The following is a 23,427-nucleotide window of genomic DNA, read 5'->3' on the forward strand; positions in this document are numbered from 1 at the left end:
ATGAACAACGCACAACAACCCCGGCCACTGGATGGCATCACCGTGGTCAGCCTGGAGCACGCTATTGCTGCGCCGTTCTGTACCCGTCAGCTCGCCGACCTCGGCGCGCGGGTGATCAAGGTCGAACGTCCCGGCAGTGGTGATTTCGCCCGTGGCTATGACGAGCGCGTCGACGGCCTGGCCTCGCATTTCGTCTGGACCAACCGCTCCAAGGAAAGCCTCACCCTCGACCTCAAGCAGGACGATGCGATGCAGGTGCTCGGCAGCTTGCTGGCCAAGGCCGACGTGCTGGTGCAGAACCTGGCACCGGGTGCCGCCGCGCGCATGGGCTTGTCGTTCGAAGCGCTGCACGAACGCTTCCCGCAACTGATCGTCTGCGACATCTCCGGCTATGGCGAGGGCGGCCCGTACGAGCAGAAGAAGGCCTACGACCTGCTGATCCAGAGCGAGGGCGGCTTTCTCTCCGTCACCGGCGGCGCGGGCGAGGAGGAGATGGCCAAGGCCGGCTGCTCCATCGCCGATATCGCCGCCGGCATGTACGCCTACACCGGCGTGCTGTCGGCACTGATGCTGCGTGGCAAGACCGGTGTCGGCAGCCGCGTTGATGTGTCGATGCTGGAAAGCCTGGTGGAGTGGATGGGCTACCCGCTGTACTACGCCTACGGCGGCGCTACGCCACCGCCGCGTGCCGGGGCCGCGCACTCGACCATCTATCCCTATGGCCCATTCCCGGCCGGCGATGGCGGCACGGTGATGCTCGGTCTGCAGAACGAGCGTGAATGGCAGGCGTTTTGCGAGAAGGTGCTGGAGCAGCCGGAGCTGGCTGGCGACGAGCGCTTCTCGGCCAACTTCAAGCGCTCGGCCAACCGCAGTGAGCTGCGCGCGCTGATCGTCGAGGCCTTCTCGCACATGAGCACCGCGCAAGTGATCGAGCGCCTGGAGCTGGCGCAGATCGCCAATGCCCAGGTCAACGACATGGCCGGCGTCTGGGCTCACCCGCAACTCGAAGCGCGCCAGCGTTGGCGCCAGGTCGACAGCCCCAGCGGCAGCCTGCCGGCACTGCTACCGCCAGGGCGCAACAACGCCTTCGAACCGCGCATGGACGCCATTCCAGCGTTGGGCCAGCACACCGATACGCTGCTCGCCGAGCTGGGTTATGCCGCTGGCGATATCCAGCGCCTGCATCAGCAGGGGGCCGTATGAGCGATTCCGTGATCCGCAGCGCCCTGTTCGTGCCGGCGAGCCGCCCGGAGCGCATCCCCAAGGCGCTCGCCGTCGGTGCCGACGCGGTCATCGTCGACCTGGAAGACGCCGTGCAGGAGAGCCTCAAGGTCGAGGCGCGGGCTCATCTCGATGCCTTTCTCACGGCCAATCCAGACGCCCGCCTGCTGGTGCGCATCAACGCCCCGGAACATGCCGGGCACGGCGCCGATATCGAACTCTGTGGCCGTCATGCCGGTGTCATCGGCGTGCTGCTGCCCAAGGTGGAAAGTGCTGCGCAGGTGGCGCGTGTGGCGGCCTGCGGCAAGCCGGTGTGGCCGATCATCGAGAGTGCAGCGGGGCTGCTGGCGCTGGCGGAGATCGCCCGCAGCGAAGGCGTCGAGCGCCTGTCCTTCGGCGCCCTCGACCTGGGGCTGGACCTGGGCCTGAGCAGCGGCAGCGCCGCGGCCGAACGCATCCTCGACCAGGCCCGTTATGCCTTGCTGCTGCATTCGCGCACGGCAGGCCTGGCGGCGCCACTGGACAGTGTGTTCCCCGCCATTGAAGACCGCGACGGCCTGGCCCGCACGACGCGCGATGCCCGCGACATGGGCTTCGACGGTTTGCTCTGCATCCACCCGACTCAGGTGGCGATCGTCCACGACGCCTTGCGCCCGACCGACCAGGAATTGGCCTGGGCGCGCCGGGTGATGGCCGCGGCCAGCAGCGGCGAAGGGGTCTTCGTGGTCGACGGCCAGATGGTCGACGCCCCCGTACTCGGTCGCGCTCGTCGTTTGCTGCAACGCGCAGGAGAACCGTAGGAGCCCGCTTGCGGGCGATGCTTCTCAGCAGATCGCCGGCAAGCCGGCTCCTACAAAAAACGGCTGGCTGCCGAGGCAGTCAGCCACCTTGTAACCACGTACCAACCTACAAAAACAATGAGGTAACGTCATGTTCAAATTCACCGCCAAGGCGCTCGCCTGCGCTGCCATCCTCTCTTGTGCCGGCCTGGCCCAGGCTGCGGATGCGCCCATCCTGATCAAGTTCGCCCATGTGGTGGCGGACAACACGCCCAAGGGACAAGGCGCGTTGCTGTTCAAGCAACTGGCCGAAGAGCGCCTGCCAGGCCGGGTGAAGGTAGAGGTCTACCCCAACTCGTCGCTGTTCGGCGATGGCAAGGAGATGGAGGCGCTGCTGCTCGGCGACGTGCAGATGCTGGCGCCCTCGCTGGCCAAGTTCGAGCAGTACGCCAAACCGGTGCAGATCTTCGACCTGCCATTTCTGTTCGACAACATGGAGGCGGTCGACCGCTTCCAGGCCAGCCCCGAGGGGCGTGGATTGCTGACCTCCATGGAGGACAAGAACATCACCGGCCTGGCCTACTGGCACAACGGGCTGAAGGTGATGTCAGCCAACAAGCCGCTGCGCGATCCGGCCGATGCCCGGGGGCTGAAGTTCCGCGTGCAGGCGTCGGCGGTGCTGGAGGAGCAGTTCAAGGCGGTGCGCGCCAACCCGCGCAAGATGAGTTTTGCCGAGGTCTACCAGGGCCCGCAGACCGGCGTGGTCAACGGCACCGAGAACACCTGGTCGAACTACTTCAGCCAGAAGGTGCACGAGGTGCAGAAGTACATGACCGAGTCCGACCATGGCCTGATCGACTACATGGTGATCACCAACACCAAATTCTGGAAGGGTCTGCCGGATGACGTGCGCAGCGAGCTGGAAACCATCATGGCCGAGGTTTCCGTCGAGGTGAACAAACAGGCTGACGAACTCAACCGCACGGCCAAAGAGGATATCGCCAAGGCTGGCACCACCGAGATCATCGAGCTGACCCCGCCGCAGCGCGCCGAGTGGCGTGAGGCGATGCGCCCGGTATGGCAGAAGTTCGAGAAGGAGATCGGTGCCGAGCTGATCCAGGCGGCGGAGAGGTCCAACCAGGGTTGAGTGTTCACCTTGAAATGAAAACGCCGCGATTCCCTTGCCGGATCGCGGCGTTTTCCTTGGCCATGCCTGAGTCGGCTGCGGCGGGCGGACTCGGCCTTTTTGTGGGAGCGGCCTTGGCCGCGATATTTTGCTGTCAACGCTGTTCGCGGACAAGTCCGCTCCCACAATTACAAGCGGAATACCGCCCAGTCGCTCCCACAAGGGCTAACTGACTGGCATTTTCGCCGCCAGGCCTCAGAGCCCGGCTTCCTGCATCCACTTCGGCTTGGGATAGCGGCGGTCCGACTTGCCGGCCTTGAGGATGGCGCCCGGCACCTCGTGGCCGATCAGGCCGGGCAGGCTGGCGGCGGCTGCGAGCAGGGCATCGAGGTCGACGCCGGTGTCCAGGCCCATGCGCTGGAACATGTGCACCAGGTCCTCGCTGCAGATGTTGCCGCTGGCGCCCGGTGCATAAGGGCAGCCGCCAAGACCGCCAAGTGAGGCGTCGAAACGGTCGATGCCCGCGTTCAATGCCGCCAGGGCATTGGCCAGGCCCATGCCACGGGTGTTGTGGAAGTGTGCGGTGAACACCGCCTCGGGCCAGCGCTGCAGCGATTCACGACAGATGCGCTCGACCTGGGCCGGGTCGGCCATACCGGTGGTGTCGCAGAGGGTCACGCCCTGCACGCCGATCTCCAGCAGGCGCTCGATCAGCTCATAGACGCGGGCCTCGGGCACTTCGCCCTCGAACGGGCAACCGAAGGTGGTCGACAGCGACGCGTTGATGAATACGCCGCTGCCACGGCTGACCTCGATGATCTCGGCGAACTGCGCCAGCGACTGCTCCGGCGTCATGCGCAGGTTGGCCAGACCGTGGGTATCGCTGGCCGACATCACCAGATTGATCTCGTCCACTTCGCAGGACAGCGCGCGCTCGCAACCCTTCACGTTGGGCACCAGCACGGTGTACTCCACGCCAGCCACGCGCCGGATGCCGCGCATCACTTCTTCGGCATCGCGCAGGTTGGGGATGGCCTTGGGGGAGGTGAAAGAGGTGACCTCGATCTTCGCCAGGCCGGTATGGGACAGGCGGTCGATCAGGGCGATCTTGTCTTCGGTGGGGATGAAGGAAGCTTCGATCTGGAAGCCGTCACGGGTGGCGACGTCCTGGATGTATAGGCGTTTGCTCATGGCATGATCCTGGTTGTTCGCGGCGTAGGGTGCGCTGTGCGCACCGGCTTGAGCTGCGTTGCTGTCTTGGTGGACAAGCTTCGCGTTGTCCACCCTACGAACTGTTGTAGTGCGCACGGCCTAGGCGGCCCCGCGACACCCTACGGGCTAAGCGGTAGCTGCTGTTAGATGATCCCGCGCTCGCGCAGCCCTGCGACCTGTTCCGCGCTCAGGCCAAGCCCGGCGAGGATGTCGTCATTGTGCTCACCGAGCTGCGGGCCGCCGGTGCCGATACGCCCCGGTGTGCGGCTGAGCTTGGGCAGCACGCCCGGCACCTTGAGCGGGCCGACGCTGGTCTGCACCTGCTCGATCATCTGCCGCGCCAGGTAGTGTGGGTCCTGCACGATGTCGGCGGCGGTGTAGGGGTAGCCGGCCGGCACCCGCGCGCCCTTGAGCGCTTCGATCACCTCGTCGCGGCCACGCTGGGCGGTCCATTCGGCGATGGCGCCGTCGATCAGTTCGGCGTGCTGGCTGCGTCCGTCGTTCTGCGCCAGGCGCGGGTCGTTGCCCAGGTCGTCGCGGCCGATCAGGCTCATCAGGCGCTTGTAGATGCTGTCGCCATTGCCGGCGATCAGCACGTAGCTGCCGTCGTTGCACGGGTAGGAGTTGGACGGCGTGATGCCGGGCAGGGCGCTGCCGGCCGGCTCGCGGACGTAGCCGAAGGCGTCGTATTCGGGGATCAGGCTTTCCATCATGGCGAATACCGACTCGTACAGTGCCACGTCGATTTCCTGGCCTTCGCCGCTGCGCGCCCGTTCCTGCAGGGCCAGCAGCACGCCGATCACGCCGTACAGCGAGGACAGCGAGTCGCCGATGCTGATGCCCACGCGCACCGGCGCCTGGCCGGGGTAGCCGGAGAGGTGGCGCAGGCCGCCCATGGCTTCGCCGATCACGCCGAAACCGGGCAGGTCGCGGTAGGGGCCGGTCTGCCCATAGCCGGAGATGCGCAGCATGATCAGGCGCGGGTTGATCGCCTTCAGTGCCTCATAACCCAGGCCCCAGCCTTCCAGCGTGCCGGGGCGGAAGTTCTCCACCAGCACGTCGGCCTCGGCCACCAGCTTACGCACGATGTCCTGGGCTTCGGCCTGTTTCAGGTCGAGGGTCAGCGAGCGCTTGTTGCGTGACTGCACGTGCCACCAGAGCGAGGTGCCGTCCTTGATCTTGCGCCATTTGCGCAGCGGGTCGCCGACGCCCGGCGGCTCGATCTTGATCACGTCGGCGCCGAATTCGCCGAGCAGCTTGCTGGCGAAGGGACCGGCGATGAGCTGGCCCATCTCGATCACCTTGAGCCCCTGCAGGGCCATGTTGCTGGTGTTGTGTTGAGTCATGGCTGCACCTGATTTGCCTGTGCGTTTCTCGTGGTGCGCAGAATGGCGCAGCGGCGCGGTGCCGACAATTGCTCAATGGCCAAGCTAGGCTTCGCGTATTGCGAAGTGGCATGCTGTAAATCAGCTTTCTGGCGGCTTCGCTTCGCCAGGCACGAAATGGAGACCTTTATGCGCCGCATCGATTTCGTCACCCTCAAGCTGTTCGTCGCCATCGCCGATGAGCGCAGCCTGACCCGCGCTGCCGAGCGCGAGCACTTGGCCCTGGCGGCGGTGAGCAAGCGCGTCAGCGACCTGGAAAACCAGCTCGGCATCGCGCTGCTCTATCGCCAGCCCAAGGGCGTCGAACTGACTCCGGCCGGCCATGCATTGCTGCACCACGCGCGCAACATGATGGACAACCTCGAACAGCTCAACGCCGACCTCAGTGAGTTCAGTGAAGGGGTCAAGGGCCATGTGCGCATTCACGCCAACACCTCGGCGGTGATCGAATTTCTGCCCGAGGACCTGGCCAGCTTCAGTCGCCTGCACCCGCAGGTGAAGATCGACCTAGAAGAGCGGGTCAGCAGCGAGACCATCCGCGCCGTGCGCGAGGGGCTGACCGATATCGGCATCTTCGCCGGGCATGTGCCGGCCGAGGATCTGCAGGTTTTCACCTACCGTCACGATCAGTTGGTGCTGGTCACCCCGCGCGAGCATCCCCTGGCCGAACGCGACGGCCTGTTCCTGCGCGAGGCGGTGGGCTTCGATTTCATCGGCCTGCAGCAGGACGCTTCCCTGCATAGCCTGCTGCAGCACTCGGCGCACAGCCAGGGCGTGGCCTTGCGCCTGCGCATTCAGGTACGCAGCTTCGAGGCCATTTGCCGGATGATCCATACCGGCATGGGTGTTGGCGTGTTGCCGGATCTGGCAGTGCGTACCTACCTGCCGGCGCTCGAAGTGCGGGTGATCCCGCTGCACGATCCCTGGGCTCGGCGTGAGCTCAAGGTGGCGGTACGTAATCAGGACAACCTTTCGCTGACCGCGAAGCAGATGCTTGATCACCTGCGAAACAGTGGCGCGACAGAGGGATATTCAGCGCTGCCTTCGTGAATGCCGAAGGCTCGGTTGTTCAAATGTGAATTTCAGCCTGGGGGACGGCGGAGTAGAGTCCGGGCCAATCGAAGGGGTTTCTCCCTCGACGCTCAGACAAAAACAACAGGAGCCTTCCATGAAGTTTTCTTTCGTCCGTCGTGGCCTGGCCGGTGTACTCGCCGGTTGCGCACTGCTTGGCGCACTCTCGGCACACGCAGCCGAGTCGCAGCCGACCGCCCCGATCTTGATCAAGTTTTCCCATATCACCGCCGACAGCACGCCGAAGGGCCAGGGCGCGCTGCTGTTCAAGAAGCTGGTGGAGGAGCGTCTGGCCGGCAAGGTCAAGGTCGACGTCTATGCCAACTCTTCGCTGTATGGCGATGGCAAGGAAATGGAAGCGCTGCTGTTGAACGAAGTGCAGATGCTGGCGCCTGCGCCGTCCAAGCTGGAGCAGTACACCAAGCAGCTGCAGCTGTTCGACATGATGTTCCTGTTCGATGACGTCGCCGCCGCGCAGCGCTTCCAGTCCTCAAGCAAGGGCAAGGCACTGCTCAAGTCGATGGAGAGCAAGGGCATCACCGGCCTGGCCTACTGGCTCAACGGCATGCGCCAGCTCACCGCCAACAAGCCGCTGGTCGAGCCAAGCGACGCCCGTGGGCAGAAATTCCGCGTGCAGCCGTCCGATCTGCAGGCCGCGCAATACAGCGCCCTGCGTGCGGTACCACGCAAGATGAGCTTCGCCGAGATTTACCAGGGCCTGCAGACCGGCGTGGTCAACGCCCAGGACAACCCCTGGTCGAACATCTACTCGCAGAAGTACTTCGAGGTGCAGAAGTACATGACCGAGTCCAACCATGCCATCGGCAACTACCTGCTGATCACCAATACCCAGTTCTGGAACGGTCTGCCGGCGGACATCCGTAGCGAGCTGGAACAGATCGTCGACGAGGTGACCGTCGAGGTGAACAAGCAGGCCGAAGCGCTGAACGCCGAAGCGCGCCAGGCGATTCTCGATACCGGCAAGAGCGAGATCATCACCCTCACGCCCGAGCAGCGCGCTGCCTGGCGTGACGCCGTGCGCCCGGCCTGGAGGAAGTTCGAGGCCGAGATCGGCACTGATGTGATCGAGGCTGCGCAAGCCGCTAATCAGCAATGAGCACCACGACCGTCCCGGGCCCACGCACCCGGGGCGGTTTTTCATTCGCCGTCGCCTAAGACGGCGTTTGCCAATGACGAATATCGCGCTGGTCCTGGCTCGGTTAGATTCGTCCGACCCCTGACAATCACAAGAACCTCGCGGAGATGCCATGAACGCCTTGCGGTGCGTCTGGGAGCACTTCGAGGAAGGCTTCATCGCTTTCCTCCTGGCGGCCATGACGCTGATCACTTTCGTCTACGTGATCCTCAACAACTTCTACACCCTGTTCTATTGGCTGGGTGACACCTTCGGCGGTAACGAGACCCTGCTCGCTATCGGCGACTCCATTCTCGACATGGCCCAGGCGATGACCTGGAGCAATGCCCTGACCAAAGCGCTGTTCGGCTGGCTGATCTTCTTCGGCCTGGCCTACGGCGTGCGCACCGCCGGCCACATCGGCGTCGACGCACTGGTCAAACTCGCCCCGCGCGGCGTGCAACGCGTGATCGGTGTGATCGCCTGCTCGGCCTGCCTGGGCTACGCCGGCCTGATCGCAGTCGGCAGCTTCGACTGGGTCAGCACCCTGTTCAGGGCTGGCATCGGCGCCGAAGACCTCGGCCACTACGGCATCCAGCAATGGCACATCGGCCTGATCGTGCCGTTCGGCTACGCCATGGTGTTCATCCGCTTCCTGGAAATCCTCGTCCGTATCCTGCGCAACGAGCAGACCGGCCTCGGCCTGGCTGACGAAGCCGCCGATGCGTTGAAAATCAATGAGCACGAGGAGCCCAAGCAATGACCGTTCTGTTCCTCTTCCTGCTGCTGTTCCTGCTGATGTTCATCGGCGTGCCGATCGCTGCGTCGCTCGGCCTGGCCGGTTCGATCACCATCATGCTGTTCAGCCCGGACTCGGTGCGCTCGCTGGCGATCAAGCTGTTCGAGACCTCCGAGCACTACACCCTGCTGGCGATCCCGTTCTTCCTGCTCTCCGGTGCGTTCATGACCACCGGTGGTGTGGCGCGTCGCCTGATCGACTTCGCCAACGCCTGCGTCGGCCACATCCGTGGCGGCCTGGCCATCGGTGCGGTACTGGCGTGCATGCTGTTCGCCGCGCTGTCCGGCTCCTCGCCGGCCACCGTCGCTGCGGTCGGCTCCATCGCCATCGCCGGTATGGTGCGTTCCGGTTACCCGCAGGCCTTCGGCGCCGGCATCGTGTGCAACGCCGGTACCCTGGGCATCCTGATTCCGCCGTCGATCGTGATGGTGGTGTACGCCGCCGCCACCGAGCAGTCGGTGGGCAAGCTGTTCATGGCCGGGGTGATCCCCGGCATCATGCTCGGCCTGGTGCTGATGATTGCGATCTACATCGTCGCGCGCATCAAGAAGCTACCGGCCCTGCCGCGCGCCAGCTTCCGCGAGTGGCTGCGTTCCGCCCGTGAGGCGTTCTGGGGCCTGCTGCTGATGGTGATCATCCTCGGCGGCATCTACACCGGCATGTTCACTCCGACCGAGGCTGCGGCCGTGGCGGCGGTATACGCCGGCTTCGTCGCCCTGTTCGTGTACAAGGACCTGACCATCCGCGAGTGCCCGAAGGTGCTGCTGGAGTCCGGCAAGCTGACCATCATGCTGATGTTCATCATTGCCAACGCCATGCTCTTCGCCCACGTGCTGACCACCGAGCAGATTCCGCAGCAGATCACCGCTTGGGTGGTGGAGCTGGGCCTGCAGCCGTGGCAGTTCCTGCTGGTGGTGAACATCGTGCTGCTGGTGGCCGGTGCCTTCATGGAGCCGTCGGCAATCATCCTGATTCTCGCGCCTATCCTGTTCCCGATCGCCATGCAGCTGGGCATCGACCCGATTCACCTGGGCATCATCATGGTGGTGAACATGGAGATCGGTTTGATCACACCACCGGTGGGGCTGAACCTGTTCGTCACCTCGGCGGTAACGGGGATGCCGCTGACGGCAGTGATCCGCGCGGCGATGCCGTGGCTGATGCTGCTGCTCAGCTTCCTGATGATCATCACCTACATCCCGGCCGTGTCCATGGCCCTGCCGAACTGGCTGGGGATGAGCTGAGCAATTGTGTCTACCTCTGTGCCCGGCCCTGTGCCGGGTTTTTTTGCTTCGTCGCGACATATCCATGACGCTGTCGAATTGGCTCGCCATATGCCAGGCAGGGCTTCAAGACGATGGTCTTAGAGCGGTAAGACCATGGTCGAATGGCCTCACGAAGGGTCGGGAGATACAAAAGGCACCATACAAAAACAACTCCCCGTCGAGGTGATTCCATGAGTGCTGCGTCTCTTTACCCTGTGCGTCCCGAAGTGGCCGCGCGGACCCTCACTGACGAGGCCACGTACAAGGCCATGTACCAACAGTCCGTGGTCAACCCCGAGGGTTTCTGGCGCGAGCAGGGCAAGCGGATCGACTGGATCAAGCCCTACACCAAGGTCAAGCAAACCACCTTCGATGACCACCACGTCGATATCAAGTGGTACGCCGATGGCACCCTGAACGTCTCCTACAACTGCCTCGACCGTCATCTGGAAGAGCGTGGTGACCAGGTCGCGATCATCTGGGAAGGCGACGATCCTTCCGAACACCGCGAGATCACCTATCGCCAACTGCACGAAGAGGTGAGCAAGTTCGCCAACGCCCTGCGTGGCCAGGACGTGCACCGTGGTGACGTCGTCACCATCTACATGCCGATGATTCCCGAAGCCGTGGTGGCGATGCTCGCCTGCGCGCGCATCGGCGCCATCCATTCCGTGGTCTTTGGCGGCTTCTCCCCGGAAGCGCTGGCTGGTCGCATCATCGACTGCGAGTCCAAGGTGGTGATCACCGCCGACGAGGGCCTGCGTGGTGGCCGCAAGGTGCCGCTGAAAGCCAACGTCGACGATGCGCTGACCAACCCGGAAACCGCCAGCGTGCAGAAGATCATCGTGGTCAAGCGCACTGGCTCCGACATCAAGTGGAACCAGCATCGCGACATCTGGTACGAAGACCTGATGAAGGTCGCTGGCAGCGTCTGCGCGCCGAAGGAAATGGGTGCTGAAGAAGCCCTGTTCATCCTCTACACCTCCGGCTCCACCGGTAAGCCCAAGGGCGTGCTGCACACCACCGGCGGTTACCTGACCTACGCTTCGCTGACCCATGAACGCGTGTTCGACTACCGTCCGGGCGAGGTCTTCTGGTGCACCGCCGACATCGGCTGGGTCACCGGCCACACCTACCTCGTCTACGGGCCGCTGTCCAACGGCGCCACTACCCTGATGTTCGAGGGCGTGCCGAACTATCCGGACGTGCGTCGCGTGGCGCAGATCGTCGACAAGCACAAAGTCAACATCCTCTATACCGCGCCGACCGCGATCCGCGCCATGATGGCTGAGGGCAAGGCCGCAGTCGAAGGTGCCGATGGTTCCAGCCTGCGTCTGTTGGGGTCTGTGGGTGAGCCGATCAACCCGGAAGCCTGGCAGTGGTACTACGAGAACGTTGGCCAGAGCCGCTGCCCGATCGTCGATACCTGGTGGCAGACCGAAACCGGTGCCTGCCTGATGACCCCGCTACCAGGTGCTCACGGCCTGAAGCCGGGCTCCGCCGCACGACCGTTCTTCGGCGTGCAGCCGGCGCTGGTGGACAACCTGGGTAACATCATCGAAGGCCCTGCCGAGGGCAACCTGGTGATTATCGATTCCTGGCCGGGTCAGGCACGTACCCTGTACGGCGACCACGACCGCTTCGTCGACACCTACTTCAAGACCTTCCGCGGCATGTACTTCACCGGTGACGGTGCGCGCCGCGACGAAGATGGCTACTGGTGGATCACCGGTCGCGTCGATGACGTGCTCAACGTCTCCGGCCACCGCATGGGCACCGCCGAAGTGGAAAGCGCCATGGTCGCCCACCCGAAAGTGGCCGAGGCCGCGGTGGTTGGCGTACCGCACGACATCAAGGGTCAGGGCATCTACGTCTACGTCACCCTGAACGCTGGCGAGGAGTCTTCCGAGCAGTTGCGTCAGGAGCTGAAGAACTGGGTGCGTAAGGAGATTGGTCCGATTGCCACGCCGGACGTCATTCAGTGGGCGCCTGGCCTGCCGAAGACTCGCTCGGGCAAGATCATGCGCCGCATCCTGCGCAAGATCGCTACCGCCGAATACGACTCCCTCGGCGACATCTCCACGCTGGCCGATCCTGGCGTGGTGCAGCACCTCATCGACACGCATCGGCAGATGCAAGCCGCCTGCGCCTGATCGGTAACGGCAACCGAAAGCCCCGCCCGGCCACAAGCCCGGCGGGGCTTTCGTTTTGGGTTATGCCCTCCTTCGCCGTCGGCTTCTGCCGGAGCCGGCGGCGCCTCGCAAGGGCGCAGCGGCGCCGAACAACTGGTCGGCGCCGCGCAGAACATCTCCAGCGCCGCCAGCTGTCGGTGTCCACTCAGGAGCAGTCCCACGCAGCCGCCAGCGTGGTCGGTGTGCTGGATCAGATCTCCCTGGCGCTGCGTGAGCAGACGGTCGCCAATCAGGACGTGGCGCGCAATGTCGAGCGCATCGCACAGATGTCGATGGAGAACAGTGAGGCGGTGGCCGATACATCGCGTACCGCACAAGGCTTGCAGCAACTGGCGTTGTCGCTGGAAAAACAGGTGGCTTCCTTTCGTTTTTGACTAGGATGACAATGACGGAGTCTCCACGTCTTGTTCTATAAGGAAGCGCCTATGGGTATTGTCAGCCAGAGCATCTTTCCTCAGCCATTTCGGGCTGTGGGCTGCGCCGAGTGTCGCAACCCCGAGGCACTGGGGTTCGACTTCACCATGGCCTTTCAGCTGATTCTGGATGTCGAGGAGCAGCGACCCTTCGCCTACGAGGCGCTGGTGCGTGGTGTCAACGGCGAGTCGGCGGGGGAGATTCTCGGAAGGGTCAACGATGGCAACCGCTACCGTTTCGATCAGGCCTGCCGGGTCAAGGCCATTGAGCAGGCTGCGAAGCTCGGGCTGCTCGACATTCCGGATTGTCTGCTCAGCATCAACTTCCTGCCCAATGCGGTGTATCGCGCCGAGACCTGCATTCGCGCCACGCTGGAGGCGGCGCAGCGCTTTGACTTCCCGCGCGAGCGGCTGATGTTCGAGGTGACCGAAGGCGAGCAGATCCATGATGCGGAGCACCTCAAGCGGATCTTCGCCGAGTACGGCAAGCAGGGCTTCACCACCGCCATCGACGATTTTGGCGCGGGCTACTCCGGGCTCAATCTGCTGGCCGAATTCCAACCGCACCTGCTCAAGCTGGACATGGCCCTGACCCGCGGCATCGATCAGGACCCGGTGCGCCAGGCCATCGTCGCCGGTATCGTGCTGGCCGCGCAGCGCCTGGGCATTCGCATCATCGCCGAGGGCATCGAAAGTGTTGGTGAGCGTGATGCGCTGATCGAGCTTGGTATCCGCTACATGCAGGGCTTTTTCTTCGCCAGGCCCGCGTTGGACAAGCTTTGTCTGCCCTAACCGCAAACGCACCGCTGGTGGGGACAGTTAAGCGCTGACGTAGCGAACGTGAGCGGCACCCTGCCGCGAATCAGGGCGGCGTGCTATGGCCAAAAACGGATAACCCGCAGGTCAAATCACCCCGTAGGAGCCGCGCCTCGCGGCGAATCGAAAGATCACCGCAAAGCCAAAGGCTTCGCCCCGGGGCGGGACTCCTACTCAGGCTGCGTCAAGGGCTCTTCTCAGAGCGCGCCGAACACCTTCTTCGCCAGGCTGGTAGCGGCACCGGCCGGGTTCTTGCGGATGCTGGCTTCCTGCTTGGCAATCATCTCGAACAGGCCATCGAGCGCCTGTTCGGTCACGTAGCTTTCTACCGTGCTGTTCTTGGCATCGCCCACGCCGAAGCTGGCGGCTTGGCCGGCGAAGGCGTTGTATTGCTGGGCCAGGCCGACCTGGTCGGTGGCCTGCTTGACGATGGGCAGGAACTTGGTGCGGATCTGCTCGCGGCTGCTCTTGTTCAGGTACTGGGTGGCCGAGTCCTGCGGGCCGCTGAGAATCGACTTGGCGTCGGCTACGGTCATCTTCTTCACCGCGTCGACCAACAGAGCCTGAGCCTGCGGCACGGCGGCTTCGGCAGCCTTGTTCATGCTCGCTTCGAGCTGATCGACCTGGGCACCCATGCCCATCATCTTCATGGTCTTGGCGGCTTTGCCGAGTTTGCCGGGCAGTTCGATGCGCACGTCCGGGTTGTTGCTGAAGCCGCCGGGCGTGCCCAACTGCTTGACGGCCACCTGAGCGCCCTGGATCAGCGCGTCTTTCAGGCCGCCGCTGGCGTCCTGCTGGCTCAGATCGGAGAGGGACAGCGCGAAGACGTTGGCCGAGAGCAGCAGGCCAGCGGCAAGAGTAGTGAGGCGCAGCATGATGGTGATCCTTGCATCGGGGGAAATGCTGTGAGCTTAACGGAGTCTGCGTTACTGGCAAGTCGGCCGATAGCTGTGGATGGGCAGCGCGTTTCGCTATGGCTATGATCAGGGCCATGAATTCGCCGCTGCTGCTCCGAAATCCTTGCCCGCCAGGCGCTTGCGACTGCCAGCGTGATGAGCTGCTGGACAGGCCGGGTGCCGATACCCGCGTGCTGCTGTTGACCCGGCAGGAGGAGCAGCGCCTGCTCGAACGCCTGGAAAACCTGCAGAGCTTGGAAGACCTTGAGCGCATGCAACAGCGCATGTTCGACAACCTGGGTATTCGCCTGCACATCGAGCCGGCCCATGGCGAGGTGCGCAGCATGCGCGGTATTCACATGCGTTTCGAGGCGCACCCGGGGTTGTGCCGCAAGACCCGGCAGAACATTCCGGCGGCAATTCGACGAGCCATGGAGAAAAAGCCGGAAATCGCCTGGCGGCTGCTGGATTCTTTCGACCTGTTCGGTGGCTTGTAGGGGGGGGGCTACCAGGGCAGTGGTTGGCCGTCGTAGGCGTGGAAGCTGCCACTGTGTTCCGGCCCCAGGCTATCGATCACCCGCAGCATTTCCGCTGCTGCCTGTTCGGCCGGTCGTGCCGCTGTGGCGCCGCGAAAGGGCTGTGACAGCGGCGAAATCACTGTGCCGGGATGCAGGCTGAGCAGCCGTGCCTTCGGCTTGCTGCGTGCCAATTCGATGGCGGCGGTCTTGATCAGCATGTTCAGCGCCGCCTTGGATGCACGGTAGGCGTACCAACCACCGAGGCGGTTGTCGCCGATGCTGCCGACCTTGGCCGAGAGCATGGCCATGGCACCCTGATTGTCCAGCAGAGGCAGAAAGTGGCGCAGCACCAGCGCCGGTCCCAGTGCGTTGACCTGAAATACCGCCTGCAGCGCATCGGCCTCGATGGCAGCCAGGCTTTTCTCTGGTGCGATACCGTCGCGGTGCAGCAGACCGGCCGTGTGCAGGATCAACTGATACGGTGCTTCGCCGGCCAGTGCGGCTGCAGCTTCGGCGATGCTGGTGGGAGTTTCGAGATCGAGCGCAGGTGAGCTGCTGCGGCTCAGCTCACGCACGCTGGCGCAGTTTGGGTCGGCGCGCAGTAACCGGCAGAAGGCCTGGCCAATGCTGCCGCTGGCGCCAATCACCAGCGCCTTGTAGCCGTTGCCCAGGCTGTGCAGGGTCATGGTGTGGCAGCGCCCCGGCGGAAGAACAGCGTGACCTGGCCCAGCTCGATGCCGAACTTGCTCATGGCTGAGCGGTTGATCAGGGTGTCGTCATCCATCAGGTACATCCAGTCGTCGAAGTAAACGACATAGGTTGTATCGTCCACCGGCAGGTTGAGGTGATAACGCCAGCGCAGGGCGTTGCCGGCCACTTCACCGATGGCTTCGCCGATCACATCGTCAGCGGTGCCGATCCAGCGTCCTTCGCCGTCCGGGGTCAGGGTCCAGACCCGGCGCTGACGGGTGCCGTCGCTGTACAGAAAGCGCTCGTCGAGGATCAGCTTGTCGCCCTCGCGGCGGCTCTGGATATCGACGTGGAAGCGCTTGATCACCTCACCGGAGCGATCCTGGAACATGCCCCAGGCCTGCACCGGCCCGGAGAAGTAGGTGGGCAGATCCAGCACGGGTTTCTCGTTGGCGTAACGCTCGACCGGGACCTGGCCGCAGCTGATCAGCAGCAGGCTGCTCAGCACGATCAATAGGGCTTTCATGCGATACCTCACGGATTAAGGCCGAGCAACGCCGCACGCAGCTTCGGGCTGCGAGTCTGCGGATCGAGCCAGATGGAGAAGAAGGCACGGGCGAACTCTTGATCATCGATGACGTGCTGCAGCTTGCCATCGACATAGAAACGGCAGCCCTCGCCGGGCAGGAATACGCCGGTGATGCGCCTACCATCCTTCACGTCGACGAACGCCTGGCTCATCTGCTGCGTCCACTCGGCCTGCTGTTCGCGGTCGAGTGGCTCGCCGTTGATCCGGCGAATTTCGTCGAGGCTGGTATCGACCAGGGTTTCCCGGCTGATGCTGCGCCGGTAGGTTAGCTCCAGAGCGAAGGGCTGGGAGAAATCCACGCGCTGCACTGGGCTCCACAGCTTGGCGTTGTAGACCGAGAAGCCGAACCAGCTGAAGTCGCCGCTACCCACCAGACTGGCCTGCGGTAGTTGTTCACGCCAGCCGCTCTGGTTGTTGGCCTGCACCGAGGCACTGGCAAGTGCCAGCGTCAACAGCAGGGTCGAACAGAGGCGTGATGTCAGGGCTGCCATGAGTCATCCCTCAGCAGTTGAAGTTGACCGCGGCCATCGAGTGGCCGCGGGTAGCCAATAAAAAAATCCGACAACCAAAAAGGGGAGAGGTGGGTTGTCGGATTGCGCAGCTTGTCAGCGCCGCCAGCGATCAGGCAGCGAACTCCTCATCAGTGATGGCCATCAGTGTCGCCTTGCCTGCCTTGATCTCGCTGAGCAGGGCGTCGGTTTCTGGCAGGATGCGGGCCATGAAGAAATCGGCGGACTTGATCTTGGCCGCATAGAAATGAGTTTCCGAACTGCCGGCATCGAGTTGGCGCTGGGCCAGCTGGGATTGTTGCGACCACAACCAGGCTAGGCTGGTCAGACCGAACAGACGCAGATAGGGCGTTGCCGCTGCAGCCGCCTGCTCCGGGTCCTTGCTGCCCTCGCTGGCCAGCCAGAGGGTGGCTTGTTGCAGTTGCTTGAAAGCCCGGGTGACGGCCGCTGCATGCGGCGCCGCCGGGTTGTCCTTGAGCCAGTCTTCGACCAGGGCGAAATAGGCGCGCACGGCGCGACCACCGCCCATCGCCAGCTTGCGCCCCACCAGGTCCAGCGCCTGTATGCCATTGGTGCCTTCGTAGATGCGCGTGATGCGGCTGTCGCGTACCAGTTGCTCGATGCCCCAGTCCTCGGTGAAGCCCGAGCCGCCCAGTACCTGTAGACCTTCGTTGGCGCAGGTGAAGCCTTCATCGGTGAGGAAGGCCTTGACCACCGGTGTCAGCAGTTGCACCAGATCGTCGGCGCGGCTGCGGGTTTCAGCATCCTCGGCGCCGTGAGCGATGTCCTGTTGCAGGCCGGCGTAGTAGGCCAGGGCGCGGCAGCCTTCGATCATCACCTTCTGCCGCAGCAGCATGCGGCGTACGTCCGGGTGCACCATGATCGGATCAGCCGGCTTGTCGGCCGCCTTCGGGCCTGAGATGGAGCGACTCTGCAGGCGCTCGCGAGCGAAGCCCAGGGCGATCTGGTAGGCGCTTTCGGCCACACCCAGGCCTTGCATGCCGACCATCAGGCGTGCCGAGTTCATCATGGTGAACATGCAGCTCAACCCCTTGTTCGGTTCACCGATCAGCCAGCCCTTGGCGCCCTCGAAGTTCATCACGCAGGTGGCCGAACCCTTGATGCCCATCTTGTGCTCCAGGCCACCGCAGAAGGCCGGGTTACGGCTGCCATCTTCCAGCACCTTGGGTACCAGGAACAGGGAGATGCCTTTGACGCTATCCGGTGCGTCCGGCAGCTTGGCCAGCACCAGATGGACGATATTGTCGACCAGATCGTGCTCGCCACCGGTGATCCAGATCTTGGTGCCGGTGATGGCGTAACTGCCATCGGCCTGCGGCACGGCGCGGGTGCGGATCAGGCCGAGGTCGGTGCCGCACTGCGGTTCGGTCAGGCACATGGTCCCGGTCCACTCACCGCTGATCAGACGCGGCAAATATTGCGCCTGCTGCTCGGGGGTGCCATGGCTGGTCAGGGCGTTGATGGCGCCATGGGTCAGGCCGGGGTACATGCCCAGTGACAGATTGGCCGAGCAGGTCATTTCCTCGACCAGCATGTTCAGTACGTGTGGCAGGCCTTGGCCGCCAAACTCGGGTGTGCATGCCAGGGCCGTCCAGCCCCCTTCGGCGAACTGCTGATACGCGGCCTTGAAGCCGTCCGGGGTACGCACGCTGCGGCTCTGTGGGTCGTACTGGCAGCCTTGCTTGTCGCCAGGGCCATTGAGCGGGGCCAGTACGTTCTCGGCCAGCTTGGCGGCCTCTCCGAGGATCGCACCACTGAGGTCGGCACTAAACTCGCGGTGTTCGGGCAAATTTTGCAGCAGGGTGTAGGCGTCGAGCAGTTCTTCGAACACGAAGCGCATGTCACGCAGCGGAGCACGGTAGGACGGCATAGTGATTTACCTAAAGCTGTACAAGGATTTGTCGTGTACAGTTTTTGTATAGCTGTTTTGCCCGCTTTGCAAGCCCTTTCGAGCACGTTCGTGCAATGACTGCTGCGTCACGCCTGAGCTTGTGCAAGCTGTACAGGTTTTGCTGGTTCACAAGCAAAAGCGCCCGATTGCGCCCCTTGTGCTAGCAGTGGGTGTCGGTGTCATAGGCCAAGCCATGGTTCTGAAGGTTCAGGCGGCCAAGCCAGGGGGGCGGCGATTGATTTATTGTCGGGCTATTTGCAGGCACAGCGTGCAGGCAGCATTAAAAGCTGCGCCGGAAACTTGCATTCGGCCAGGCAGCTTCAAGAATGAAGTGATCGGATCAGGACTTCATCATGCCATCACTCTCCAGCTTCGGCAGGCGCGTTCGCAAACTCTGGCATGGTGCAGACTTGGCTCTGGTCGGCCAGCGCCGTGAGCGTCGGATGCGCATGCTGTCGAGCGTGGTGATGATCGTGATGGGCCTGCTCTGGGGGCTGTTCTTTTCCTCTCGCGGCTACTGGGCCATCGTCATCATGGATGTGGCTATCGTCTGCAGTGGTGTGGCGGTTTTCGCGCTGACCCTGCGCGACAGGGCACGCAGTGCCAACCTGATCCTGTTCAGCGCGCTGATTGTCGTTGTCGTCGCCTCGACCCTGCTGCTCGATCCGTCGACGCGCATGGCGCCGCGTGCCACGCATCTGTATCTGCTGCCGATGGCTGTCGGTGCCCTGATGGCCTTTCGTGACGATCCACTGTGGCTGCGTTATGGCGTCTCGCTGTTCTGTTTGCTGCTGTTCGTCGCCCTGGCGGCGTCGAACTGGCGACCCACCGATCTCTACGCACTGCCCGACGATGTGCGGCGTGTCGGCTCCTGGCTGCAGGCCGGCGTGGCCATGGTGCTGTTCTTCCTGCTCCTGCACATTCTGCAGACCGATACCGCCGAGCGCTCCGAACTGGATCGCGACCTGCGCGCGGCCATCCGCGAGGGGCAGTTCGTGCTGCACTACCAGCCGCAACTCAACGATGCAGGGCGGGTGGCGGGAGCCGAGGTACTGATTCGCTGGCAGCACCCGCAGCGCGGGCTGCTGGCGCCAGGCGAGTTCATCGACCACGCCGAGAACACCGGGTTGATCATCCCCATTGGCCAGTGGGTGCTGGAGCAGACGGCCGCGCGCTTGCGGCAATGGAAGGGTGACCCGCTCTTTGGCGATGTCGGGCTGGCGGTGAACATCAGTCAGAAGCAATTCTCGCAGAGCAGTTTCGTCGCCGAAATCCTCGGCCTGATCGAGCGTCACGGTATCGATGCCCAGCGCCTGGAGCTGGAGCTGACCGAGACGCTGATCGTCCGCGACATGGAGGACCTGATGCGCAAGATGGTGGCGCTGGTCGAGCATGGCGTGCGCTTCTCGCTGGATGACTTTGGTACCGGTTTTTCTTCCCTCAGCCACCTCAAGCGTTTGCCGCTGAGCAAACTGAAAATAGACCGGTCGTTCATCTGCGACGTGCTCACCGATGCCAACAGCGAAACCATCGTGCGTACGGTGATTGCCCTGGGGCGGAGCATGGGCATGACGGTGATCGCCGAGGGCGTGGAAACCGAGGCGCAGCGGCGGTTTCTGGCTGATAACGGCTGCAGCCAGTTCCAGGGCTACCTGCTTAGCCGGCCGATGCCGTTGGCGGACTTCTGCTCCTTCGTACAGCGCCACAACGGCTGAACCCACGCTCCGTCCATCTACCATCTCTGCTGCGAGTGAACTCTAAGCAAGTGGCCAATGTCTGTCTGCTGTCGGCCCGTACCGGCAGGAGTTGATGGCTATTGGCCGTTAGTGTGGCGTCTACGTCGCGGATTCTGCCTGGATCGTGCTTGAGCATGTGCTCGTGCGTGTGGCCGGCATCGTTCATCCCGTTCGCCGGGTTCGTCTGACTGCCATGTGAAGATCGCCCCATGTTTTTATCTCGTCATGCTCCACTCCAACCCCGCATTCTCGGTGCCTGCCTGCTGCTCGGTGGCCTGCTTGGCGGCGTGCAGCCGTCACTGGCAGAAGAGGCCGCCAGTAACCAGCGCTGGGTCAGCGACAGCCTCAATACCTACGTGCGCAGCGGCCCTACCGATGGCTACCGGATTGTCGGCACTCTGGTGTCTGGGGAAAAAGTCGAGCTGTTGCGTACTCAGGGCGACTACAGCCAGGTACGCAGCGCCAGCGGCAGTACGGTATGGATTCCCAGTCGCGACCTGCAATCGGTACCCGGTCAGGCTGAGCGACTGCCGCAACTGGAGCAGAAAGTCGCCGACCTCACGGCTGAACTCAAAGGCATCGACGATGCCTGGAAGGCGCGTGTGCAAGGCATGCAGGAAACCCTCGACACCCGCAAGAAGCTTATCGATGAACTGCAGGCCGCCCGCGGCGCGCTGGACGCCGAGCTGACCACCACCCGTTCGCAGCTGCGTGATGCTCAGGCGCAACTGGGTGAGGAGCAGCAGCAGGTACTGATGCGCTACATGGCCTATGGCGGCAGCATCGCTGGCGCCGGGCTGCTGCTCGGGCTGATTCTGCCGACCATGCTGCGGGTCAAGCGCAAGCGTAATGATCAGTGGGTGTGAGTCATCAGGCGCGAGCAGTCAAGTGCCGGGCGATGCCCTTCTTCAGCGGCAGCAGGCCCTGAGCCACGCGCAGACCTGCGCCGCGTAGCAGGCGCGCGGGCAGGCGATCGTTGGTGTACAGCTCCACCAGCAGGTTGGTGGCCTGGTACAACGGCCAGGTGGCCAGTCGCAGCTGGCGTTCGTAGCGGGCCAGCGCTGATGTTGAACCGATGTCCTGGTGTTTGCCATGGGCGGCCAGCAGGGCGTCGCTGAGCAGTTGCACGCCAATCAGGCCGAAGTTGAAGCCATGCGCGGTGACCGGGTGCATGCCCACGGCGGCATCGCCGAGCAGGGCGCAGCGGTTGCCGACCATGCGTCGTGCGTAGGCGCCCACCAACGGGTAGACGTGGCGGCTGCTGACCAGTTGCATGGCGCCCAGGCGGCGGTCGAAGCGCTTTTCCATCTCGCGGGTGAAGATCGCCTCGTCCAGTTTCTGCAGGCGTTCTATTTCGCGCGGTGGCAGGGTGAGGACCATCGACGACTGCCGGCCATTAAGCGGTAGCAGGGCCAGGGTCTGGCCATAGCCGAACCACTCCCAGGCGATTTGCTGGTGATCCTGCTCGTGCTGCATGCGGCATACCAGCATGCTCTTGCCGAAGTCCTTGAGTTGCGCGCCGATGCCGAGCTGGCGGCGCGTTTCCGAGAAGCGGCTGTCGGCGGCGACCAGCAGGCGTGGCTGCAGCACCTGACCATCCTGCAGCACCAGTTTCACCTCGTTCTGGCGTTGCTCTATGGCGCGCACGCTGGTTTCGCACAGCAATTGCACATCGGCGCATTCGCTCACGGCCTGATAGGCGGCGCGGCGAATGGCCTGGTTGGCCACCAGATGGCCGAGTCGTTCGGCGCCGGCCTGTTCGGCGCGGATCTTCAATGCGAACAGCGAGGGGCCGTTGAACACCTGAGCGTCGCGTAGTACGGCAATGTCTTCGCTGGGCAGGCGCGCCCATAGGCCCAGGCGCTCGAGCAGTGCCTGCGAACCATGGGTAAGGGCGATCTCGCGGCCATCGAAGGCCGGTTCAGCCAGTGCCTGCTCGGTCTGGCGCTCCAGCAGGACGATGGACAGACCCTGTCCGGACAGGGCACGGGCCAGGCAAAGGCCGGCCGGGCCGGCGCCGACGATGACGATATCGGGTGACATGCTGCAGCTCTCCAAGCGGATGGCCAGTAGGGCGGGTGCAACCCGCCATGCGCCGATGCAAAATGCCAGTCTAGGTCGCAGCAAAGACGCAGATATTGTCCGGGGTCATGCTTGGAGCTGGATGCGAGGGGCTGGATGATGGCTGCAGTGGGGCACAAAATATTGTTGTTATTACAAGTTTATCCGGCTTGATAGGCGTAATTTTCGGGTTTACTGTGATGCGCGTTGTTTGAACTATAAAAATAATTCGGGTTTGGAGTCGATGCCATGCATCCTCATCGTTCTGCAGTGGCCGCTCAGCAAGCGTCGGCGGCGTGGTGCCGCGTTTTGCCGAACGCTTTCTCGCCAGCGGTTTTGCCAAGAGCTTCAGCGACAAGGGCTGCATGAGCGATTATCTTCACGGCATTCCATTGTGGCTGGTGACGGCTGAGTATCCAGGCCTTACCGGCGCTGGCGTGGCCTTGCAACAGGCATCGGAGCGTAGCCTGGATGCAATCCGGGATAAGCATTGATAGCCCCCCGGATTTGATCCGGGCTACACAGTCATAACAAGAAAGGTGGCGGGCCATGAGCCAGCCCGGCAAATCGATTCTGCTGGTCGATGACGACCAGGAAATTCGCGAACTGCTCGATACCTACCTGAGCCGCGTCGGCTTTCAGGTGCGCGCCGTGGCCGATGGCGCCGCCTCAGAACTGGCTGTCCATCGGTGGCCGCACCAGCTACGCCTTCACCGAGCAGTTCAAGCTGGTCGGCGAGATCGGTCGCGATCAGGTCGAGGCGCCCGGCGGTACGCGCAAGCTGACCAAGTTCACCATCGCGCCGACCTGGTCGCCATCCGGCCCCGGTTTCTGGGAACGTCCGGAAATCCGCCTGTACTACACCTACGCCAGCTGGAACCGCGCCGCGCAACAGGCTGCCAACCTGTTGGCCGACGGCTCGGCCTTATCCGAGAACGGCGCCTTCGGCAGCGCACGTAACGGCTCCAACTTCGGCGTGCAGGTGGAGTACTGGTGGAAGTAGAGCGCTCCCAGGATGTGCGCGCTTTAAATCAGTCGGTGCGCATGGCGCACCCTACGTAGGTGGCGCAGGTCATCCGTAGGGTGCGCTGTGCGCACCAGG

20 protein-coding genes and 4 pseudogenes are annotated in these 23,427 nt (G+C 63.5%); 16 read left to right on the top strand and 8 right to left on the bottom strand.

What is annotated here, in order from left to right:
- The 3 genes from AAEQ75_RS15315 to AAEQ75_RS15325 all read left to right on the top strand — a co-directional run bounded on the left by AAEQ75_RS15315 (position 1) and on the right by AAEQ75_RS15325 (position 3,147).
- A complete protein-coding gene (locus AAEQ75_RS15315) occupies positions 1 to 1,203 on the top strand; it encodes a CaiB/BaiF CoA transferase family protein (protein WP_343349584.1) in 1,203 nt (400 codons plus the stop codon).
- Positions 1,200 to 2,021 (top strand): HpcH/HpaI aldolase/citrate lyase family protein, encoded by an 822-nt coding sequence (locus AAEQ75_RS15320; protein ID WP_343349586.1) that lies wholly within the window; start codon positions 1,200 to 1,202, stop codon positions 2,019 to 2,021. Before AAEQ75_RS15315 ends, AAEQ75_RS15320 begins: the two co-directional genes overlap by 4 nt.
- Positions 2,022 to 2,151: 130 nt before the next feature.
- Positions 2,152 to 3,147, top strand: coding sequence for a TRAP transporter substrate-binding protein (locus AAEQ75_RS15325; protein ID WP_343349588.1), 996 nt, complete (start codon positions 2,152 to 2,154; stop codon positions 3,145 to 3,147).
- A 234-nt stretch (positions 3,148 to 3,381) separates the two neighbouring features.
- On the opposite strand, the gene AAEQ75_RS15330 is transcribed toward AAEQ75_RS15325, so the two are convergent.
- Together AAEQ75_RS15330 and AAEQ75_RS15335 are read right to left on the bottom strand one after the other, a co-directional pair.
- Positions 3,382 to 4,317: a hydroxymethylglutaryl-CoA lyase gene (locus AAEQ75_RS15330; protein ID WP_343349590.1), complete on the bottom strand. Its 936-nt coding sequence runs from the start codon at positions 4,315 to 4,317 to the stop codon at positions 3,382 to 3,384.
- Positions 4,318 to 4,481: 164 nt separating this feature from the next.
- A complete protein-coding gene (locus AAEQ75_RS15335) occupies positions 4,482 to 5,684 on the bottom strand; it encodes a CaiB/BaiF CoA transferase family protein (protein ID WP_343349593.1) in 1,203 nt (400 codons plus the stop codon).
- 168 nt (positions 5,685 to 5,852) lie between these two features.
- Between AAEQ75_RS15335 and AAEQ75_RS15340 the strand changes: the two genes are divergently transcribed.
- The 7 genes and pseudogenes from AAEQ75_RS15340 (at position 5,853) to AAEQ75_RS15370 (ending at position 13,390) form a co-directional block, all read left to right on the top strand.
- Positions 5,853 to 6,773: a LysR family transcriptional regulator gene (locus AAEQ75_RS15340; protein WP_343349594.1), complete on the top strand. Its 921-nt coding sequence runs from the start codon at positions 5,853 to 5,855 to the stop codon at positions 6,771 to 6,773.
- A 118-nt stretch (positions 6,774 to 6,891) separates the two neighbouring features.
- Entirely contained in the window at positions 6,892 to 7,911 is a 1,020-nt protein-coding gene (locus AAEQ75_RS15345; RefSeq protein ID WP_343349595.1) for a TRAP transporter substrate-binding protein, read from the top strand.
- A 151-nt stretch (positions 7,912 to 8,062) separates the two neighbouring features.
- Positions 8,063 to 8,692 (top strand): TRAP transporter small permease, encoded by a 630-nt coding sequence (locus AAEQ75_RS15350; RefSeq protein ID WP_343349598.1) that lies wholly within the window; start codon positions 8,063 to 8,065, stop codon positions 8,690 to 8,692.
- Positions 8,689 to 9,972: a C4-dicarboxylate TRAP transporter large permease protein DctM gene (gene dctM / locus AAEQ75_RS15355; RefSeq protein WP_055985020.1), complete on the top strand. Its 1,284-nt coding sequence runs from the start codon at positions 8,689 to 8,691 to the stop codon at positions 9,970 to 9,972. Before AAEQ75_RS15350 ends, dctM begins: the two co-directional genes overlap by 4 nt.
- Positions 9,973 to 10,184: 212 nt before the next feature.
- On the top strand, positions 10,185 to 12,146 hold the full coding sequence (gene acs / locus AAEQ75_RS15360) for an acetate--CoA ligase (RefSeq protein WP_003462147.1): 1,962 nt from the start codon (positions 10,185 to 10,187) through the stop codon (positions 12,144 to 12,146).
- A gap of 200 nt (positions 12,147 to 12,346) precedes the next feature.
- Positions 12,347 to 12,559, top strand: a pseudogene (locus AAEQ75_RS15365) (methyl-accepting chemotaxis protein); the annotation flags it as partial.
- Between the two features lie 51 nt (positions 12,560 to 12,610).
- The gene (locus AAEQ75_RS15370; RefSeq protein ID WP_343349601.1) at positions 12,611 to 13,390 is read left to right on the top strand and encodes an EAL domain-containing protein; all 780 of its coding nucleotides are present in this window, start codon (positions 12,611 to 12,613) and stop codon (positions 13,388 to 13,390) included.
- 221 nt (positions 13,391 to 13,611) lie between these two features.
- Here AAEQ75_RS15370 and AAEQ75_RS15375 read toward each other — a convergent pair whose 3' ends face one another.
- Positions 13,612 to 14,289, bottom strand: coding sequence for a DUF4197 domain-containing protein (locus tag AAEQ75_RS15375; protein WP_343349602.1), 678 nt, complete (start codon positions 14,287 to 14,289; stop codon positions 13,612 to 13,614).
- A 116-nt stretch (positions 14,290 to 14,405) separates the two neighbouring features.
- Here AAEQ75_RS15375 and AAEQ75_RS15380 point away from each other — a divergent pair, with 116 nt between their 5' ends.
- Positions 14,406 to 14,807 carry a hypothetical protein gene (locus AAEQ75_RS15380; RefSeq protein WP_084341108.1) on the top strand — a complete coding sequence of 134 codons (402 nt, stop codon included), beginning with the start codon at positions 14,406 to 14,408 and terminating at the stop codon, positions 14,805 to 14,807.
- An 8-nt stretch (positions 14,808 to 14,815) separates the two neighbouring features.
- On the opposite strand, the gene AAEQ75_RS15385 is transcribed toward AAEQ75_RS15380, so the two are convergent.
- From AAEQ75_RS15385 to AAEQ75_RS15400, 4 genes are all read right to left on the bottom strand, one after another.
- Positions 14,816 to 15,514, bottom strand: a complete 699-nt coding sequence (locus AAEQ75_RS15385; RefSeq protein WP_075748800.1) for an SDR family NAD(P)-dependent oxidoreductase — start codon at positions 15,512 to 15,514, stop codon at positions 14,816 to 14,818.
- Positions 15,511 to 16,044 carry a DUF3833 domain-containing protein gene (locus AAEQ75_RS15390; protein ID WP_075748798.1) on the bottom strand — a complete coding sequence of 178 codons (534 nt, stop codon included), beginning with the start codon at positions 16,042 to 16,044 and terminating at the stop codon, positions 15,511 to 15,513. The genes AAEQ75_RS15385 and AAEQ75_RS15390 overlap by 4 nt, the downstream gene beginning before the upstream one ends.
- Positions 16,045 to 16,052: 8 nt before the next feature.
- Complete coding sequence (locus tag AAEQ75_RS15395; RefSeq protein ID WP_343349603.1) at positions 16,053 to 16,598, bottom strand: chalcone isomerase family protein; 546 nt, start codon at positions 16,596 to 16,598, stop codon at positions 16,053 to 16,055.
- Between the two features lie 130 nt (positions 16,599 to 16,728).
- Positions 16,729 to 18,507 (bottom strand): acyl-CoA dehydrogenase C-terminal domain-containing protein, encoded by a 1,779-nt coding sequence (locus AAEQ75_RS15400; RefSeq protein WP_343349604.1) that lies wholly within the window; start codon positions 18,505 to 18,507, stop codon positions 16,729 to 16,731.
- A gap of 374 nt (positions 18,508 to 18,881) precedes the next feature.
- Here AAEQ75_RS15400 and AAEQ75_RS15405 point away from each other — a divergent pair, with 374 nt between their 5' ends.
- Both AAEQ75_RS15405 and AAEQ75_RS15410 read left to right on the top strand, forming a co-directional pair.
- Positions 18,882 to 20,243 carry a putative bifunctional diguanylate cyclase/phosphodiesterase gene (locus tag AAEQ75_RS15405; protein ID WP_343349605.1) on the top strand — a complete coding sequence of 454 codons (1,362 nt, stop codon included), beginning with the start codon at positions 18,882 to 18,884 and terminating at the stop codon, positions 20,241 to 20,243.
- A 230-nt stretch (positions 20,244 to 20,473) separates the two neighbouring features.
- Positions 20,474 to 21,130, top strand: a complete 657-nt coding sequence (locus tag AAEQ75_RS15410) for a TIGR04211 family SH3 domain-containing protein (protein WP_343349606.1) — start codon at positions 20,474 to 20,476, stop codon at positions 21,128 to 21,130.
- Between the two features lie 4 nt (positions 21,131 to 21,134).
- On the opposite strand, the gene ubiM is transcribed toward AAEQ75_RS15410, so the two are convergent.
- The gene (gene ubiM / locus AAEQ75_RS15415) at positions 21,135 to 22,307 is read right to left on the bottom strand and encodes a 5-demethoxyubiquinol-8 5-hydroxylase UbiM (protein WP_343349608.1); all 1,173 of its coding nucleotides are present in this window, start codon (positions 22,305 to 22,307) and stop codon (positions 21,135 to 21,137) included.
- A gap of 305 nt (positions 22,308 to 22,612) precedes the next feature.
- Between ubiM and AAEQ75_RS15420 the strand changes: the two are divergent.
- The 3 pseudogenes from AAEQ75_RS15420 to AAEQ75_RS15430 form a co-directional block, all read left to right on the top strand.
- Positions 22,613 to 22,819 (top strand): annotated as a pseudogene (locus AAEQ75_RS15420) (glucokinase); the annotation flags it as partial.
- Positions 22,820 to 22,874: 55 nt separating this feature from the next.
- Positions 22,875 to 22,991, top strand: a pseudogene (locus AAEQ75_RS15425) (DNA-binding response regulator); the annotation flags it as partial.
- A gap of 4 nt (positions 22,992 to 22,995) precedes the next feature.
- A pseudogene (locus tag AAEQ75_RS15430) lies at positions 22,996 to 23,328 on the top strand (carbohydrate porin); the annotation flags it as partial.
- Between the last annotated feature and the right edge of the window lie 99 nt (positions 23,329 to 23,427).

It is taken from the genome of Pseudomonas sediminis (assembly GCF_039555755.1).
GTDB lineage: Bacteria > Pseudomonadota > Gammaproteobacteria > Pseudomonadales > Pseudomonadaceae > Aquipseudomonas > Aquipseudomonas mendocina_D.

Excerpts from the sequence above, each read along its gene's own strand:
- AAEQ75_RS15325 (WP_343349588.1), top strand. The coding sequence starts at position 2,152 with ATGTTCAAATTCACCGCCAAGGCGCTCGCCTGCGCTGCCATCCTCTCT.
- AAEQ75_RS15375 (WP_343349602.1), bottom strand. The coding sequence starts at position 14,289 with ATGCTGCGCCTCACTACTCTTGCCGCTGGCCTGCTGCTCTCGGCCAAC.
- AAEQ75_RS15340 (WP_343349594.1), top strand. The coding sequence starts at position 5,853 with ATGCGCCGCATCGATTTCGTCACCCTCAAGCTGTTCGTCGCCATCGCC.
- AAEQ75_RS15350 (WP_343349598.1), top strand. The coding sequence starts at position 8,063 with ATGAACGCCTTGCGGTGCGTCTGGGAGCACTTCGAGGAAGGCTTCATC.
- AAEQ75_RS15315 (WP_343349584.1), top strand. The coding sequence starts at position 1 with ATGAACAACGCACAACAACCCCGGCCACTGGATGGCATCACCGTGGTC.
- AAEQ75_RS15405 (WP_343349605.1), top strand. The coding sequence starts at position 18,882 with ATGCCATCACTCTCCAGCTTCGGCAGGCGCGTTCGCAAACTCTGGCAT.
- AAEQ75_RS15385 (WP_075748800.1), bottom strand. The coding sequence starts at position 15,514 with ATGACCCTGCACAGCCTGGGCAACGGCTACAAGGCGCTGGTGATTGGC.
- AAEQ75_RS15335 (WP_343349593.1), bottom strand. The coding sequence starts at position 5,684 with ATGACTCAACACAACACCAGCAACATGGCCCTGCAGGGGCTCAAGGTG.
- AAEQ75_RS15395 (WP_343349603.1), bottom strand. The coding sequence starts at position 16,598 with ATGGCAGCCCTGACATCACGCCTCTGTTCGACCCTGCTGTTGACGCTG.
- AAEQ75_RS15390 (WP_075748798.1), bottom strand. The coding sequence starts at position 16,044 with ATGAAAGCCCTATTGATCGTGCTGAGCAGCCTGCTGCTGATCAGCTGC.
- AAEQ75_RS15330 (WP_343349590.1), bottom strand. The coding sequence starts at position 4,317 with ATGAGCAAACGCCTATACATCCAGGACGTCGCCACCCGTGACGGCTTC.
- AAEQ75_RS15345 (WP_343349595.1), top strand. The coding sequence starts at position 6,892 with ATGAAGTTTTCTTTCGTCCGTCGTGGCCTGGCCGGTGTACTCGCCGGT.
- dctM (WP_055985020.1), top strand. The coding sequence starts at position 8,689 with ATGACCGTTCTGTTCCTCTTCCTGCTGCTGTTCCTGCTGATGTTCATC.
- acs (WP_003462147.1), top strand. The coding sequence starts at position 10,185 with ATGAGTGCTGCGTCTCTTTACCCTGTGCGTCCCGAAGTGGCCGCGCGG.
- AAEQ75_RS15380 (WP_084341108.1), top strand. The coding sequence starts at position 14,406 with ATGAATTCGCCGCTGCTGCTCCGAAATCCTTGCCCGCCAGGCGCTTGC.
- AAEQ75_RS15410 (WP_343349606.1), top strand. The coding sequence starts at position 20,474 with ATGTTTTTATCTCGTCATGCTCCACTCCAACCCCGCATTCTCGGTGCC.
- ubiM (WP_343349608.1), bottom strand. The coding sequence starts at position 22,307 with ATGTCACCCGATATCGTCATCGTCGGCGCCGGCCCGGCCGGCCTTTGC.
- AAEQ75_RS15400 (WP_343349604.1), bottom strand. The coding sequence starts at position 18,507 with ATGCCGTCCTACCGTGCTCCGCTGCGTGACATGCGCTTCGTGTTCGAA.
- AAEQ75_RS15370 (WP_343349601.1), top strand. The coding sequence starts at position 12,611 with ATGGGTATTGTCAGCCAGAGCATCTTTCCTCAGCCATTTCGGGCTGTG.
- AAEQ75_RS15320 (WP_343349586.1), top strand. The coding sequence starts at position 1,200 with ATGAGCGATTCCGTGATCCGCAGCGCCCTGTTCGTGCCGGCGAGCCGC.